General features: G+C 69.0%; 12 protein-coding genes. 6 read left to right on the top strand and 6 right to left on the bottom strand.

Annotation, left to right across the window (positions count from 1 at the left end; all coding sequences use genetic code 11):
- Window positions 1-223 precede the first annotated feature (223 nt).
- Complete coding sequence (locus tag EIZ44_RS17205) at window positions 224-709, top strand: DUF2127 domain-containing protein (protein WP_134729670.1); 486 nt, start codon at window positions 224-226, stop codon at window positions 707-709.
- On the opposite strand, the gene EIZ44_RS17210 is transcribed toward EIZ44_RS17205, so the two are convergent.
- The 6 genes from EIZ44_RS17210 to EIZ44_RS17235 form a co-directional block, all read right to left on the bottom strand.
- Window positions 706-1,407 (bottom strand): PP2C family protein-serine/threonine phosphatase, encoded by a 702-nt coding sequence (locus tag EIZ44_RS17210; RefSeq protein ID WP_134729672.1) that lies wholly within the window; start codon window positions 1,405-1,407, stop codon window positions 706-708. The genes EIZ44_RS17205 and EIZ44_RS17210 overlap by 4 nt on opposite strands.
- A gap of 88 nt (window positions 1,408-1,495) precedes the next feature.
- Entirely contained in the window at window positions 1,496-3,334 is a 1,839-nt protein-coding gene (locus EIZ44_RS17215; protein ID WP_134729674.1) for an ArnT family glycosyltransferase, read from the bottom strand.
- Window positions 3,331-4,596 carry a bifunctional glycosyltransferase family 2/GtrA family protein gene (locus EIZ44_RS17220; protein WP_134729676.1) on the bottom strand — a complete coding sequence of 422 codons (1,266 nt, stop codon included), beginning with the start codon at window positions 4,594-4,596 and terminating at the stop codon, window positions 3,331-3,333. The genes EIZ44_RS17215 and EIZ44_RS17220 overlap by 4 nt, the downstream gene beginning before the upstream one ends.
- A 103-nt stretch (window positions 4,597-4,699) precedes the next feature.
- Window positions 4,700-6,511, bottom strand: a complete 1,812-nt coding sequence (locus EIZ44_RS17225; RefSeq protein ID WP_134729678.1) for a glycosyltransferase family 39 protein — start codon at window positions 6,509-6,511, stop codon at window positions 4,700-4,702.
- Window positions 6,512-6,550: 39 nt separating this feature from the next.
- A complete protein-coding gene (locus tag EIZ44_RS17230; RefSeq protein ID WP_134729680.1) occupies window positions 6,551-8,071 on the bottom strand; it encodes a sensor histidine kinase in 1,521 nt (506 codons plus the stop codon).
- Between the two features lie 510 nt (window positions 8,072-8,581).
- Entirely contained in the window at window positions 8,582-9,430 is an 849-nt protein-coding gene (locus tag EIZ44_RS17235; RefSeq protein WP_134729682.1) for a fructosamine kinase family protein, read from the bottom strand.
- Window positions 9,431-9,593: 163 nt separating this feature from the next.
- Between EIZ44_RS17235 and tig the strand changes: the two genes are divergently transcribed.
- From tig to EIZ44_RS17260, 5 genes are all read left to right on the top strand, one after another.
- Window positions 9,594-10,976 carry a trigger factor gene (tig, locus tag EIZ44_RS17240; protein ID WP_037813864.1) on the top strand — a complete coding sequence of 461 codons (1,383 nt, stop codon included), beginning with the start codon at window positions 9,594-9,596 and terminating at the stop codon, window positions 10,974-10,976.
- 143 nt (window positions 10,977-11,119) lie between these two features.
- Window positions 11,120-11,725, top strand: coding sequence for a ClpP family protease (locus tag EIZ44_RS17245; RefSeq protein WP_037813861.1), 606 nt, complete (start codon window positions 11,120-11,122; stop codon window positions 11,723-11,725).
- 28 nt (window positions 11,726-11,753) lie between these two features.
- The gene (locus tag EIZ44_RS17250; protein ID WP_009081146.1) at window positions 11,754-12,407 is read left to right on the top strand and encodes an ATP-dependent Clp protease proteolytic subunit; all 654 of its coding nucleotides are present in this window, start codon (window positions 11,754-11,756) and stop codon (window positions 12,405-12,407) included.
- Window positions 12,408-12,629: 222 nt separating this feature from the next.
- Window positions 12,630-13,925 carry an ATP-dependent Clp protease ATP-binding subunit ClpX gene (gene clpX, locus EIZ44_RS17255; protein WP_037813853.1) on the top strand — a complete coding sequence of 432 codons (1,296 nt, stop codon included), beginning with the start codon at window positions 12,630-12,632 and terminating at the stop codon, window positions 13,923-13,925.
- Between the two features lie 70 nt (window positions 13,926-13,995).
- Window positions 13,996-14,391 carry a hypothetical protein gene (locus tag EIZ44_RS17260; protein ID WP_235147034.1) on the top strand — a complete coding sequence of 132 codons (396 nt, stop codon included), beginning with the start codon at window positions 13,996-13,998 and terminating at the stop codon, window positions 14,389-14,391.
- Window positions 14,392-14,432 lie beyond the last annotated feature (41 nt).

A 14,432-nucleotide genomic window follows, 5' to 3' on the forward strand; every position in this document is an offset into this window, starting at 1 on the left:
CCGGAGCAACCCGGCCTGCGGCGGCCGCAGGGCGCGAGCCGGAGTAACCCAGGCAGTGGCCGAAGCAGGGGCACGAGCCGGAACAGCCCGGCCACCGGAGGAAGCAGGGCACGAACCGGAACACCCCAGCCAGCGGTCAACGCAGGGCACGCAAACCGGATCACCCAGCCGAAACCAGGCCGTCAACCCAGCATGTCCCGGGGTTTTCCGGTTTCCTGTACCGATGAGCGAGGAGACCTCCACCCGTTCCACCGAGCGGCTGTTCAAGATCGCGATCACGCTCAAGGGCCTCGACGGGGGCCTTCAGCTGATCGGGGCGCTGATCCTGGCGTTCATCCCCGCGACGGTCGTCACGGGGTTCGTCAACGCGGTCATCACCCGCGATCTGCTGGGCGACCCCTCCGGCACGCTGGCACGGCATCTGGAAACCGCTGCCGAGCACTTCGCCGGAGGGGGGACCAAGACGTTCGCCGTCGTCTACCTGCTGGCGCACGGGTTGCTCAAGCTCGCCCTCGTGTGGGCGCTCGCGCGCAAGTGGGTCCGCGCCTATCCGGTCGCGATGCTCGTGCTCGCGGCGTTCGTCGTGTACGAGATTTACCGCGCCTTCGAAACGCACTCCATCGCGCTGCCGTTCTTCGCGGCGCTCGACGCGGTGATCATCGTGCTCGTCTACCGCGAGTACCGGGCCCTCAAGCGCGAGCGCGCTTAGGCGGCGGTGTGCAGCCTCTCCGTGACCAGTGCGGCCACGTCGGGAGCTTCCACGAACAGCGCCGTCGCGTTGTCTCGGCCGCCCAGGGCGATGGCGGTGGCGACCAGCGCTGAGGCGCCGCGGGCCGGGTCGGCGAGGATTTCGTCGATCGTCGCGGGCGTGAGGACCTTGTGCACGCCGTCGCTGGTGAGCAGGAGGCCGCCGCTCGCCGTCTCCGTCGTGCCGATCTCCTCGGGCTTCGTCGTGCGGACGCTCGTGGTGACCAGGTGCTCCATCCGCGGCGAGTACGGCTGGTGCCGCGAGCGGAAGTACTCCGCCATCGTGTGGTCCCGCGTCAGCTTGTGGATCATCGACCCGTCCCACGCATACGCTCGCGCGTCGCCGACCCAGGCGATCCGGTATCCGCTGGCGAACGGCATCGCCACCACGAGGACGGCGTCGCCGGTGCCGCCCAGCCGGTGAACTGCTTGCTGGGCGGCCAAAACCGCCTTGACCGGACCGGCGTCGACGGGAGTCCGTGCGGCGGCCGCGGCGGCGACCTGGGCGGCTCGCCCGGCGCCGGGGTCGTCCCCGACGCCGTCGGCGAGTGCGAAGGTGATTCCGCGCGCCCCAGCGGCCGCGTAGGCGCTCACCGCGTCGGCATTGCGCTCGCGCGGGCCCTGCTCGCTCGCGGTGTGCCAGCGTGGGTATGCGGCCATCGTGACCTCCCGGACGTTCGCGGCGGATGACTCTCCGTGCCTTCCAGAATGCGCCTCGTTCCTGGGAGGAGGCTGAGGATTTCCCGACTTACCGGGTGAGCTGGTAGACAGTTTCGCCACCGACCGTGGTCGCGGTGAAGTTCGCGGCCACCCACTCGGAGATGTCGTTCGACCCGCCGCCGGGACCGCCGCCCCGGCCGCCGTCCACGTAGTACGCCACTTCGCCCGCCGCGACGTACTGCTTGAACTGCTCCAGCGTCGGGGCCGGATCGCTGCCGTCCCAGCCGCCGATGCCCATCACCGACTTGCCGCTCGCCAGCTCCAGGCTCGCCGCCGACTGCGATCCGGTCGTCGCGGCGGCCCACTTCGTCGTCGTGCCGCCCAGCAGCTGGCCGACGGAACCGTTGGCCTCGTCCATCCCGCCGCCGAAACCGCCACCCATTCCGCTGCTCTTCGGACCCGAAGTCGGGATAGAACCGCTGTGCGGCAAGGAAACCGTCTCCGCGGCGTACCCAGCGGTGCCGACCCCGAGCGTCAGGACGATCGCCGCCGCGAGGCCGATCAAGACGGTCCGCGTCCGCGGCACCCCGACCACCACGATGGTGCTCACGAGCAACCCCAGCACCACGATCACCCAGCGCAGCGCGGGCACCCAGTCCGGCGTCCGGTCGAGCAGGATGAAGTCCCACACCGCGGTCGCCGCGATCATCCCGCCCAGCACCGTCCGCGGCGCGGGGTGCGCCCGGCCGCGCCACAGCGCGTGCCCGGAAATCGCGACCAGCGCGGCGATCGCGGGCGCGAGCTGCACCGCGTAGTACGGGTGCACGGTGCCGCTCATGAAGCTGAACACCAGCCCGGTCACCAGCAGCCATCCGCCCCAGACCAGCAGCGACGCCCGGGTCCGGTCGGTGCGCGCGGTCCGCCGGGTGAACCACAGCCCGGCCGCCAGGCCGATCAGCGCGGCCGGCAGCAGCCACGAGACCTCGGTGCCGAAGCTCGCGCCGAACATCCGCCCGAGACCGGAGCTGCCGCCGAACGCGGTGTTCCCGCCGCCTTGACCGCCGCCCATCGCGCCCATGCCGCCGCCGTTGCCCTGCCCGCCGAAGATCCGGCCGAGCCCGTTGTATCCGAGTGCCAACTCCAACAGGCTGTTCCCGGTCGACCCGCCGATATACGGCCGCGAAGCCGAAGGCCAGAGCTCCACCAGCGCCACGAACCAGCCCGCCGAAACGATCACCGCGACCCCGGCGTAAACCAAGTGCAGCAACCGTTTCCCGAGCCCGGTCGGTGCGGCGATCAGATAAGCCAGCGCGAACGCGGGCAGCACGAGGAACGCCTGCATCATCTTCGTCAGGAACCCGAAACCGATTGCCACGCCAGCGAAAACGAGCCATCGAGGGCTGGCTTTCTCGATCGCCCGCACCGTGCAGTACGCACCCGCGATCAGCAACAGCGTGAGCAACGCGTCCGGGTTGTTGAAGCGGAACATCAGCGCGGCGACCGGCGTCAGCGCGAGCATCGCCCCGGCCAGCAATCCCGGCAGCGGCCCGGAAACCCGGCGGACAGTCAGGTACAGCAACCCGACCGACCCGACGCCCATCAGCGCCTGCGGAGCGAGCACCGTGAAACTCGAGAACCCGAAGATACGAGCGAAAGCCGTCCCGACCCACAACGCGGCAGGCGGTTTGTCGACAGTGATCACGTTCCCGGCATCCAGCGAGCCGAACAGCCACGCCTTCATGCTCTGCGTGCCCGATTGCGCGGCCGCGGCGTAGAACGAGTTGCCGAACCCGGAAGCGGTCAAGTCCCAGAAGTACAGGACAGCGGTGAGCGCCAGGAGGCCGAACACCGACGGGCGGACCCAGCGAGGTTTCGCGCGGTCCGGCGCGTCCGGGACGGCAGGCCGGGCGGACAGGACAGTGCTCAAGACGACTCCTCGGTAGCGGTACGGCGCGGATTGAAGACCCAGCCCCGCAGCAGCAGGAAACGCAGCACCGTGGCGGCGAGGTTCGCCAGCACGAGCACGGTCGTCTCCAGGACGAGCCCGGGATGGGTGGTGTGGTTGAGCAGGGCGAGCGAACCGCTGGTCAGCGCCAGCCCGAGGCCGAACACGATGAGCCCCTCGAACTGGTGCCGCCCGGCTCCGGCCCGGCCGCGGACCCCGAACGTCACCCGCCGGTTCACCGCGGTGTTCGCGATCGCGGTGACGAGCAGTGCGGTGAAGTTGGCCGCCTGCGCGCCGACCATGGTCCGCAGCAGCAGGAAAAGCAGCAGGTACGCGACGGTGCTGGCGATGCCGACCGCGGCGAACCGCACGAGTTGTTTGACCAGGCTCGGGGACACTCCGGGGGCCTCCACGCCGATCGGTTCGCGGCCGAGCTGTTCGCGCAGCCGGTGCACGGGGATCTCGCCGGTGAAGGTCGCGCGGGTGACCCTGGCGATGCCTTTGAGGTCTGCGGTGGCGGTCGCGACGAGGTCGACCGACGAGTCCGGGTCGTCGACCCAGTCCACCGGCACCTCGTGGATCCGCAGCCCGGCGCGCTGGGCGAGCACGAGCAGTTCGGTGTCGAAGAACCAGCCGGTGTCGCGCACGTGGGGGAGCAGCGCGCGGGCGACGTCGGCGCGGATCGCCTTGAATCCGCATTGTGCGTCGGAGAATCTCGCCGCGAGCGTGCCGCGGAGGATCAGGTTGTAGCAGCGGGAGATGAACTCTCGCTTCGGCCCGCGGACCACGCGGGCGCCGCGGGCGAGGCGGCTGCCGATCGCGACGTCCGAATGTCCGGACAGCAGCGGGGCGACGAGCGGGTCCAGCGCGGCGAGGTCGGTGGACAGGTCCACGTCCATGTAGGCCAGCACGGCGGCGTCCGAGGCGGACCACACGGCTTGCAGTGCGCGGCCGCGGCCCTTCTCGTCGAGGTGATGCACCTCGACTTCAGGGAACTCGCGGGCCAGTTCTTCGGCTACGGCAAGGGTTTTGTCGGTGCTCGCGTTGTCCGCGACGGTGATCCGGTACGGATAGCCGGCGCGTTCGGCGAGGTGCGCCCGCAGTCTGCGGATGCACGGTTCGAGGTCGGCTTCCTCGTTGTAGACCGGGATGACGACGTCGAGCACGGGATGCGGGCCGCCGAGGCCGACCGGAGTCGTCCCGGGCCGCGGGGCGCCGCTGCGGGAGGGGGCGGTGGCGTTCATGAGTTCACCGTCGTCCGCCGGGCTTTGGCCACGTTGTGGTGTTCCTGTGCCTGCGCTGTGCGACGTACGCCCGCTCGGGTGATCTTGGCCGCACGGCACGGAATCAGGCAGTCAGGTCATAGACGGTGACACCGTCCACTGTGGTCATCCGGTAGTTCTCGGCCACCCACTGGACGATCCGGGCGGCCGCGTCGCTTCCGCTGCTGGACCCGCGCATCGTCATGCCGTCGCCGAGGAAGTAGCGGATCTGTCCTTGCCGGACGTACTGCTCGAACTGCGCGAGCGTCGGATACGGGTCGGTGCCGTTGAAACCACCCACCGCGAGCACAGGTTCGCCGCTGCCGAGCTGGTATCCGGCGGCGTTGTTGGACCCGACGGTCGCCGCGGCCCACCGGTGGTCGCCGGACTGCCGCAGCAGTGCCGTCAGGCTCGCGCCGGGCAGGGTGGTGCCGAGCAAACCGCCGCCGCCGAACATTTGCCGCGTATTCGGTCCGGCAGAAGGAATCGCGCCGCTGTGCGGAGTCGCCGCGGTGGCGAAGCTGTACGCGCCGGTTCCGGAGAGCAACACGACCAAGCCCAGCACCGCGGCGATCCGGCCGAAGTGCTGAACGAAAAACAGGGCGATAGCCGCCAAAAGCCCGAGAACGAGCACGGTCGGGGCAAGCCACGGTTGCCAAGAGCCGTCCAACAGCAGATAACTCGTTACCGTCGTCAGCGCGACACCGCCGCTCAAAAGCCCGACTGCGACCGGATTGCCGCGGATCCGCCACAACTGGACGGCGGCGGTCCCGACGAGCGCGGCGATCGCCGGGGCGAGTGCGACGGTGTAGTAGGGGTGGATGATTCCGCCCATGAAGCTGAATACCGCGGCGGTCACGATCAGCCAGCCGCCCCAGAGCATTAGCGAAGCGCGACTGCGGTCGGTGCGCGACGCGTAGCGGGTGAACCAGAGACCGGCGCCGAGCCCGAGCACCGCGGCGGGCAGCAGCCACGCGATACCGCCTGCCATCTCGCTGCCGAACAACCGGAACAGTCCGGTGCTGCCCCAACCGCCGCCCGGACTTCCGCCGACACTGCCGGTCTCGTCACCGGTGATGCGACCGAAACCGTTGTAGCCCAAGGTGAGTTCGAGCAGGCTGTTGTTCTGCGACCCGCCGATGTACGGCCGGTCCGCGGCCGGCCACAACGCCACGACGGCGAGATACCAGCCTGCCGAAACCACGACCGCACCCAGTCCAGCGAGCAGATGCAGCAGACGCTTGCCGAGGGTGATCGGTGCGGCGACGAGGTACGCGAGGGCGAAGGCGGGCAGGACGAGGAAAGCTTGCAACATCTTGGCGAGGAAGCCGAATCCGATTGCCACGCCAGCGAAAACGAGCCATCGAGGGCTGGCTTTCTCGATTGCTCGCACCGTGCAGTAAGCAGCGGCGATCAGCAGTAGCACCAGCAATGCGTCTGGGTTGTTGAAGCGGAAAATCAGCGCCGCGGCCGGGGTGAGAGTGAGTACTGCGCCAGCGAGCAATCCCGCAGCCGCGCCGGAAGTGCGCCGCACAGTCGCGTACAGCAGCCACGTGGAGCCGACACCCATTAACGCTTGCGGCACCAGGATGCTCCACGCGTTCACGCCGAACAGCCGGGCGGACAGGCTCATCACCCAGAGCGCGGCTGGCGTCTTGTCCACGGTGATGCCGTTGGCCGCGTCGGTGGAGCCGAAGAACAATGCTTTCCAGCTCTGCGATCCGGCTTGCGCGGCAGCGGAGTAGAACGCGTTGGCCCAGCCGGAAGCGCTGAGATCCCACAGGTACAGCGCGGCCGTGGCGACGAGCAGCAGCACGAGGGCCGGGCGCACCCACCTCGGTTCGGAGCGCTGTACCGGCGCGGCGGGAACGGCAGAATGGGTCGCGACTGCGGTCATGCGGCCAGCCTCGCGGGACGACCTGGGGCCGCGATGTGCCTACCCTGTGTGCCCGCTGTGGGACTTGCGGTCATCCACGGGCGGTGTGCGCTGAGCCGGAAACGCGATCGGCAGCCGCACGGCGAATTCCGTCTGGCCAGGGCGGCTCCGCATCGCGATGGTGCCGTGGTGCGCGGTCAGCACTGCCGACGCGATCGCCAAGCCCAGCCCGGTCGAACCGGCTGCCCGCGACCGTGACGAATCCCCGCGGGCGAAGCGTTCGAACACCGCCGGCTGCAACTCCGGCGGGATGCCCGGGCCGTTGTCGGTCACGGTCACTATGGCGCTGCCGTCCGCGGATCTCGTGAGAGCAGTGACGACCGTGGTGCCGGGCGGCGTGTGGACGCGGGCGTTCGCGAGCAGGTTCGCCAGAACCTGGTGCAGCCGTTGGACATCGCCAAGGACGAGGATCGGTTCGTCCGGCATCGCAAGCTGCCAGACGTGGTGCGGACCGGCCACGTGCGCGTCGCCGACCGCGTCCGCGACCAAGCGGGTCAGGTCGACTTCGGCGACGTCCAGCGGACGGCCCGCGTCCAGGCGGGCGAGCAGGAGGAGGTCTTCGACGAGCGCCGTCATGCGGTCGGCTTCGGACTCGATCCGGGTCATCGAATGCGCGACGTCCGGCGGGGCGTGGCTGCCGGACCGTCCGGCGAGTTCGGCGTACCCGCGGATCGCGGCGAGCGGCGTGCGCAGTTCGTGACTTGCGTCGGCGACGAACCGGCGGACGCGCAGTTCGCTGGCGTGCCGGGCTTCGAGGGCGGAGGAGATGTGGCCGAGCATGTGGTTCAGCGCCGCGCCGACCTGGCCGACTTCGGTGCGGGGGTCGGTGTCTTCGGCGGGGACTCGGACGGACAGGTCGACGTCGCCTCGGTCGAGGGGGAGTTCGGAGACTCGGGAGGCGGTTTCCGCGACGCGCTCCAGCGGGCGGAGGGTTCGGCGGACGGCGAAGGCGCCGAGGAATGCTGCGCCGGTTACTCCGGCGGCGGCTACGCCGAAGAGGATCAGGCCGACGGTCAGGAGGGTTTGTTGCATCGCTGCCAGGGGGACGCCGGTGATGACTACGCCGTCAGGGACTGGGAAGGCGGTGAGGCGGTAGTCGCCCAGGGAGCCGATGGTGCGGGTGTAGGGGCGGCCGTTGGTGGGGAGGTCTTGCAGGGCTGTTAGTTCGTCTGGGGTGAGGGTCAGGCGTTGGCCGTGGGGGGAGAGCCAGCCGCCGGTGCCGTTGGTGCCGTCCGGGGAGAAGTGGGCGGTGACGGTGCCTGCGCCTTGGCCGGGGGCGTCGAGGGGGTTGCGTTCGCTGCCGGGCGGGCCGGGGTGGGTGGCGAAGTCCAGGGCTCGGGCGGTGGCTGCGGAGAGCTGGGTGTCGGTTTGGGTCATGAGGAAGGCGCGGAGGGCGAATTCGCTGATCACGCCGATGGTCAGGCAGACAAGGGAGAGGAGGATTACTACGGAGACGGTCAGTTTTGTGCGCAGGGATTGCCGGGCCGGGCGGGCGGCGGCGAACCTTGCGCGGGGGGTCATGGCTTGAGGGTGCGGTTCGTCGGTGTGGGGGCGATGTGTGCTCGCTGTGAGTGGGCTGTGGGGGCGGCTCGTCGCCTGGCGGCGACATTGCGCCCGATCTTGGTTGCGTGGGGCACCCCGAAGCTTGATTGTGCTGACGGTTCGGGGGTGCTTGTCAAGGCGGGAAAGATGCCTTGACAAGCACCCCCGAACCGCAGATGAGCTTCGTATCGGGGTGCGGGGGAGGTGTGGGTGCCTCGCTCGTTGGGTGCGCCGGTGCGGTTTGGGTGGGGCGGGGCTAGCGCCCCAATGCCACATTGGGTGCGTCAGACGCACCGAACGCCACATTGGGTGCGTCCCATGCACCCAATGCCGCATTGGGTGCATCGGCTGCGGGGGCGGGGCGGTCCGTGAANTGCACCCAATGCCGCATTGGGTGCATCGGCTGCGGGGGCGGGGCGGTCCGTGAAGGGCTCCTTGAGGGAATCTGGGTCCGTGAAGGAGCCCCTCACGGACGGCGGAGTCCGGAGGTCAGCCCAGGGAGCGGGCGGCGGCTGTTGCTTGGTCGGCATAGGAGCGTCCGAACAGGACTGTGTGCACCAGGAGCGGGAAGAGCTGGTGCAGGGCGATTCGTTCTCGATAACCGTCGGCCAAGGGTGCGAACTCGTTGTAGGCGGCCACGATTCGCTCTAACTGTGGGCAGCCGAACAGGTGCAGCATCGCTAGATCGGTCTCCCGGTGGCCGCCGTGTGCGGCTGGGTCGATTAGTACTGCTCCGTGTGCGTCCCAGAGGACATTGCCGCTCCATAGGTCCCCGTGCAGGCGGGACGGGGGTTCTGGTGGGCCAGCTACTGCCGGGATTCGGGTGCAGGCTCGTTCGAAGACGTTCGTATCAAGGATCTCGGCGGCCATTCGGACGTACGGGAGGATTCGGTATTCCGCGTACCATTCCGGCCACGAATCGCCTGGTGAGTTGCGCATCGGCGCGGTGCCGATCCAGGCGTCGGTCAAGCCGTCTGGGGGCGGGGCGCCGAAGGCTGGGGCTCCGGTTGCGTGCAGGCGCGCGAGGTTGCGGCCGAACTCCTCCGCGTGGGACGGCGTGCTCTCCGCCACTCGGTCCAGCACCAGCCACGTGTCGTCCGCGCCATGAACTCGGGGGATCCGGACCGCGTCCGCTTCGGCGAGCCAGCGGAGTCCGGCTGCTTCGGCTCGGGTCGCGCCGGGGGCGTGGCCGCGTTTCACTACCGCTTCGACGCGGTGGGCGCCGTCGGTCAGGGTGATCTCACTGAGGGTGCCTGAGGCGTCGTGCGAGTCCGTGTTCAAACCGGTGAGCCGCGCCGCCGCTGCGGCCGGACCTTCGTTCTGCTGACCGGAAACCACGTCCCGACGCTACGGGCGCGGATCGGAGCGCGCTGAGCGGCAGGTGACCCGCGGCCGGTCTTGTCAACCCTCTGGCCTAGACTCGGATATCCCGGTCAGCAGGTGACCGGGGCGGTCCCGAGGGACTGTCCGCCCCCATCGTTTACCGCTCGAGGAGAAGACCTTGAAGAGCACCGTCGAGCAGCTCAGCCCGACGCGAGTGAAGATCAATGTCGAGGTGCCGTTCGACGAGCTCAAGCCGAACTTCGACGCCGCGTACCGGAAGATCGCCCAGCAGGTGCGGGTCCCCGGTTTCCGTCCCGGCAAGGTCCCCGCTCGCGTCCTGGAAAGCCGGATCGGCCGCGCGCCGGTGCTCGACGAGGTCGTCAACGAGGCCATTCCGGCCAAGTACATCGAGGCCGTCCGCGCGGGCGAGGTCCGGACGCTCGGCCAGCCCGAGTTCGAGGTGACCAAGCTCGAGGACCGCGAGGTGCTGGAGTTCAGCGCCGAGGTCGACGTGCGGCCGGAGATCGAGCTGCCCGACCTCGCCGGCCTCGAGATCAGCGTCGACGACGTCGAGACCACCGACGAAGAGGTCGCCGAGCAGCTCGACGAGCTGCGCGCCCGCTTCGGCACCCTGACCGGCGTCGAGCGCCCGGCCCAGACCGGCGACTTCGTGTCGATCGACCTGTCGGCCAGCGTCGACGGCAAGGCCGTCGAAGAGGCCTCCACCACCGGCCTGTCCTACGAGATCGGCTCCGGCCAGCTCGTGGACGGCATCGACGAGGCCATCGTCGGCGCGAACGCGGGCGAGACCAAGGTGTTCACCACCAAGCTGGTCGCGGGCGAGTTCGCCGGCCAGGACGCCGAGGTCACCGTCACCGTGCAGTCGGTCAAGGAGCGCGAGCTGCCCGAGGCCGACGACGAGTTCGCCCAGCTGGCGAGCGAGTTCGACACGATCGACGAGCTGCGCGAGGACCTGCGCACCCGGCTCGGCCGCGTCAAGACGATGCAGCAGGGCGTCCAGGCGCGCGACAAGGTCCTCGAGATCCTCCTCGAGCGCACCGACGTGCCGCTGCCGGAGAAGGTCGTCGAGGCCGAGATCGAGAACCGCAAGCACGACGCGATTCACCCGTTCGACCACGACGAGGCGCAGTTCGCCAAGGCCCTCGAGGCCGAGGGCCGCACCCTCGACGAGTTCAACGCCGAGGTCAAGGAGGAGTCGGAGAAGGCCGTCCGCACGCAGCTGCTGCTGGACACCATCGCCGACAAGGAGAAGACGTCGGTCAACGACGGCGAGCTCACCGAGCGGATCATCTACCAGGCGCAGCGCTTCGGCGTCAGCCCGGACGAGTACGTGCAGCGGGCCCAGCAGTCCGGCCAGCTGACCGCGATCTACGCCGACGTCCGCCGCGGCAAGGCTCTCGCCTCCGTCGTGCGCGGCACCACGGTGAAGGACGCGTCCGGGTCCGAGGTCGACCTGAGCGAGCTGTTCGGCGCGGACGAGGAAGCCCCCGCCGAGGAGACGCAGGTCACCGAAGAAGCGGCGGCGACCCCCGCGGAGTAAAGCTGTAAGCGAACTTGGGCGGTGTCAGGCATTCTGCACCGCCCAAGTTCGTTAGGGTCGGTTGCAAGATCTCAAGCATCTGAACACGACAGCGGCGGCGCGGCCCTCCGGCCGGCCCGCCGCCGGTGAAAAGGCAGGCAGACGTGAAGCAGCACATGCCCGAGGGGCGGACCGGCACCGCGGGGCTCAACCTCACCGACTCGGTGTTCGAGCGGTTGCTCCAGGAGCGCATCGTCGTTCTCGGCTCCGAGGTCAACGACGAGGTCGCCAACCGGCTCACCGCGCAGCTCCTGCTGCTCGACGCGGACGACGCCGAATCGGACATCCGGTTCTACATCAACTCGCCGGGCGGCTCGGTGACCGCCGGGTTCGCGATCTACGACACCATGCAGCTGATCCGCCCGGACGTGGCGACCTACGCGATGGGCATGGCGGCCTCGATGGGGCAGTTCCTGCTCTCCTCGGGCACCCCCGGCAAGCGCTACGCGCTCCCGCACGCGCGCATCCTGATGCACCAGCCGTCCGCGGGCGTCGGCGGCACCGCCTCCGACATCGCGATCCAGGCGGACCTGTTCAACAAGTGGAAGCAGGAGCTCGCGAAGATCACCGCCGAGCAGACCGGCCAGACCACCGAGCAGATCATCAAGGACGGCGACCGCGACCGCTGGTTCACCGCGCAGGAGGCGAAGGACTACGGCTTCGTCGACCACGTGCTGACCCGCGACAGCGGCCTGACCTCGAGCAACTGAGCCCCGAAGCACCACACAGGAGAGCATCATGAGCAACTTCCGGCTCCCGGGTGACTTCCGGGCTCCGCAGACTCCTCAGTCGCGGTACATCCTTCCGTCCTACGTCGAGCGCACCAGCTACGGCGTGAAGGAGTCCAACCCGTACAACAAGCTGTACGAGGAGCGGACGATCTTCCTCGGCGTGCAGGTGGACGACGCGTCGGCCAACGACGTGATGGCCCAGCTGCTGCACCTCGAGCACGAGGACCCGGACCGCGACATCAGCATCTACATCAACAGCCCGGGCGGGTCGTTCACGTCGCTGATGGCGATCTACGACACCATGCAGTACATCCGCCCGGACATCTCGACCGTGTGCCTCGGCCAGGCCGCCTCGGCCGCCGCGGTGCTGCTGGCGGCGGGCACGCCGGGCAAGCGCATGGCGCTGCCGAACGCGCGCGTGCTGATCCACCAGCCTGCCACCGAGGGCACCTACGGGCAGGTCTCGGACCTGGAGATCCAGGCCAACGAGATCCAGCGCGTGCGCCGCCAGATGGAGGTCATCCTGGCGAAGCACACGAACAAGGAACCGGACGAGATCAAGGCCGACATCGAGCGGGACAAGATCCTCACCGCCGAAGAGGCCAAGGCCTACGGCCTGATCGACGAGGTGCTCCCGTACCGGAAGGCCTCGGCGAACTGACCGCGACGGGCCGGTGCGCGGCGAATCCGCGACGCGCACCGGTCCGCTGGTCTACTGTCGGTCGTCGACGAGCCCGAAGGGGTCGGGTGTTCCCGACCGCGCCTTCGGACGGGTACCGTCGATGGCAATGCGTGTTGGTCCCGGGAACGCCTGGCAGTCCCGGGGCCGCCAGGAAGTAGTGCAGGTGCGCCCCGCGCACCGGAGGGGACGAGGTCAACGGCCATGGCACGGATCGGTGACGGCGGCGACCTGCTGAAGTGTTCTTTCTGCGGCAAGAGCCAGAAGCAGGTGAAGAAGCTCATTGCCGGGCCAGGGGTCTACATCTGCGATGAGTGCATCGACCTCTGCAACGAGATCATCGAAGAGGAGCTGGCCGAAGCCGGCGACGTGAAGCTCGACGAGCTGCCGAAGCCCGCCGACATCCACGAGTTCCTCGAGCAGTACATCATCGGCCAGGACGACGCGAAGAAGACGCTCGCGGTCGCGGTGTACAACCACTACAAGCGGATCCAGGCCGACGACAAGTCCGGGCCGAAGGACTCCAAGGACGAGCCGGTCGAGCTCGCCAAGTCGAACATCCTGATGCTCGGCCCCACCGGCTGCGGCAAGACCTACCTCGCGCAGACGCTGGCGAAGCTGCTGAACGTGCCGTTCGCGATCGCCGACGCCACCGCGCTCACCGAGGCGGGCTACGTCGGCGAGGACGTCGAGAACATCCTGCTGAAGCTGATCCAGGCGGCCGACTACGACGTCAAGCGCGCCGAGACCGGCATCATCTACATCGACGAGGTCGACAAGATCGCCCGCAAGAGCGAGAACCCGTCGATCACCCGCGACGTGTCCGGCGAGGGCGTGCAGCAGGCGCTGCTGAAGATCCTCGAGGGCACCACCGCGTCGGTGCCGCCGCAGGGCGGGCGCAAGCACCCGCACCAGGAATTCATCCAGATCGACACCACGAACGTGCTGTTCATCGTCGCGGGCGCGTTCGCCGGGCTGGAAAAGATCATCAACGAGCGGGTCGGCAAGCGCGGCCTCGGGTTCGGCGCGGAGATCCGCACCAAGGCCGAGATCGAGGGCAGCGACGTGTTCTCCGACACCATGCCGGAGGACCTGATCAAGTTCGGGCTGATCCCGGAGTTCATCGGCCGGCTCCCGGTCGTGGCGACGGTGAACCACCTGGACAAGGAATCGCTCGTCTCGATCCTGACGCAGCCGCGCAACGCGCTGGTGAAGCAGTACAAGAAGCTCTTCGAGATGGACAACGTCGAGCTGGAGTTCACCAAGACCGCGCTCGAGGCGATCGCCGACCAGGCCGTGCTCCGCGGCACCGGCGCCCGCGGCCTGCGCGCGATCATGGAGGAAGTCCTCCAGCCGGTCATGTACGACATCCCGAGCCGCGAGGACGTGGCGAAGGTCGTGATCACCGAGCAGACCGTGCGGGAGAACGTCAACCCCACGATCGTGGCTCGCCAGCCGTCGCGCCGCACCCGCAGCGAGCGCGGCGAGAAGTCGGCCTGACCCGGCGGCCGCCGGGCGTTAGCAGGAGTCGGCTGTCCGGGTGTCGGCGGCGGGCGCGATAATGGACAGGATGACAACCGTGCCGCTGACCGCACCCCGGGGGGACGACACTGCCGACCCCGGCGAAGCGGTACCCGCCGAGACCGAGCCTTCCGCCGCTCCGGTCGGCATTGTCGAGCTGAGCGAACGGGTCGCCGCGTCCGTGCTGACGCGCTTCCCGTGGCTGATCCGCGCGTCCGAGATCATGCTCGCACTGTTCACGCTGGTCTGCCTGGTGGCGGTCGGCACCCGGCTGTCGGCGCTGCCGCTGCTGCCGATCCCGCTGTTCGCGGTGTCGTGGCTGTTCCTGCGCCGCCTGCGTTCGTCGGAGACGCGGGCGCAACAGCTGCGGTGGTCGCTGCTGATGGCACTGGCGGCGATGGTGGGGTTCTGGGTGATGTCGGTCGTGGCTCGCTGGGTCTCGTGAGCGTTTATGCCGGTTAGAACCGGCATTGCCACTCACGACCG

The sequence above is a fragment of the Amycolatopsis nivea genome, from assembly GCF_004522235.1.
Classification (GTDB): domain Bacteria; phylum Actinomycetota; class Actinomycetes; order Mycobacteriales; family Pseudonocardiaceae; genus Amycolatopsis; species Amycolatopsis nivea.

Excerpts from the sequence above, each read along its gene's own strand:
- EIZ44_RS17225 (WP_134729678.1), bottom strand. The coding sequence starts at position 6,511 with ATGACCGCAGTCGCGACCCATTCTGCCGTTCCCGCCGCGCCGGTACAG.
- EIZ44_RS17220 (WP_134729676.1), bottom strand. The coding sequence starts at position 4,596 with ATGAACGCCACCGCCCCCTCCCGCAGCGGCGCCCCGCGGCCCGGGACG.
- clpX (WP_037813853.1), top strand. The coding sequence starts at position 12,630 with ATGGCACGGATCGGTGACGGCGGCGACCTGCTGAAGTGTTCTTTCTGC.
- EIZ44_RS17210 (WP_134729672.1), bottom strand. The coding sequence starts at position 1,407 with ATGGCCGCATACCCACGCTGGCACACCGCGAGCGAGCAGGGCCCGCGC.
- EIZ44_RS17230 (WP_134729680.1), bottom strand. The coding sequence starts at position 8,071 with ATGACCCCCCGCGCAAGGTTCGCCGCCGCCCGCCCGGCCCGGCAATCC.
- EIZ44_RS17260 (WP_235147034.1), top strand. The coding sequence starts at position 13,996 with ATGACAACCGTGCCGCTGACCGCACCCCGGGGGGACGACACTGCCGAC.
- EIZ44_RS17205 (WP_134729670.1), top strand. The coding sequence starts at position 224 with ATGAGCGAGGAGACCTCCACCCGTTCCACCGAGCGGCTGTTCAAGATC.
- EIZ44_RS17250 (WP_009081146.1), top strand. The coding sequence starts at position 11,754 with ATGAGCAACTTCCGGCTCCCGGGTGACTTCCGGGCTCCGCAGACTCCT.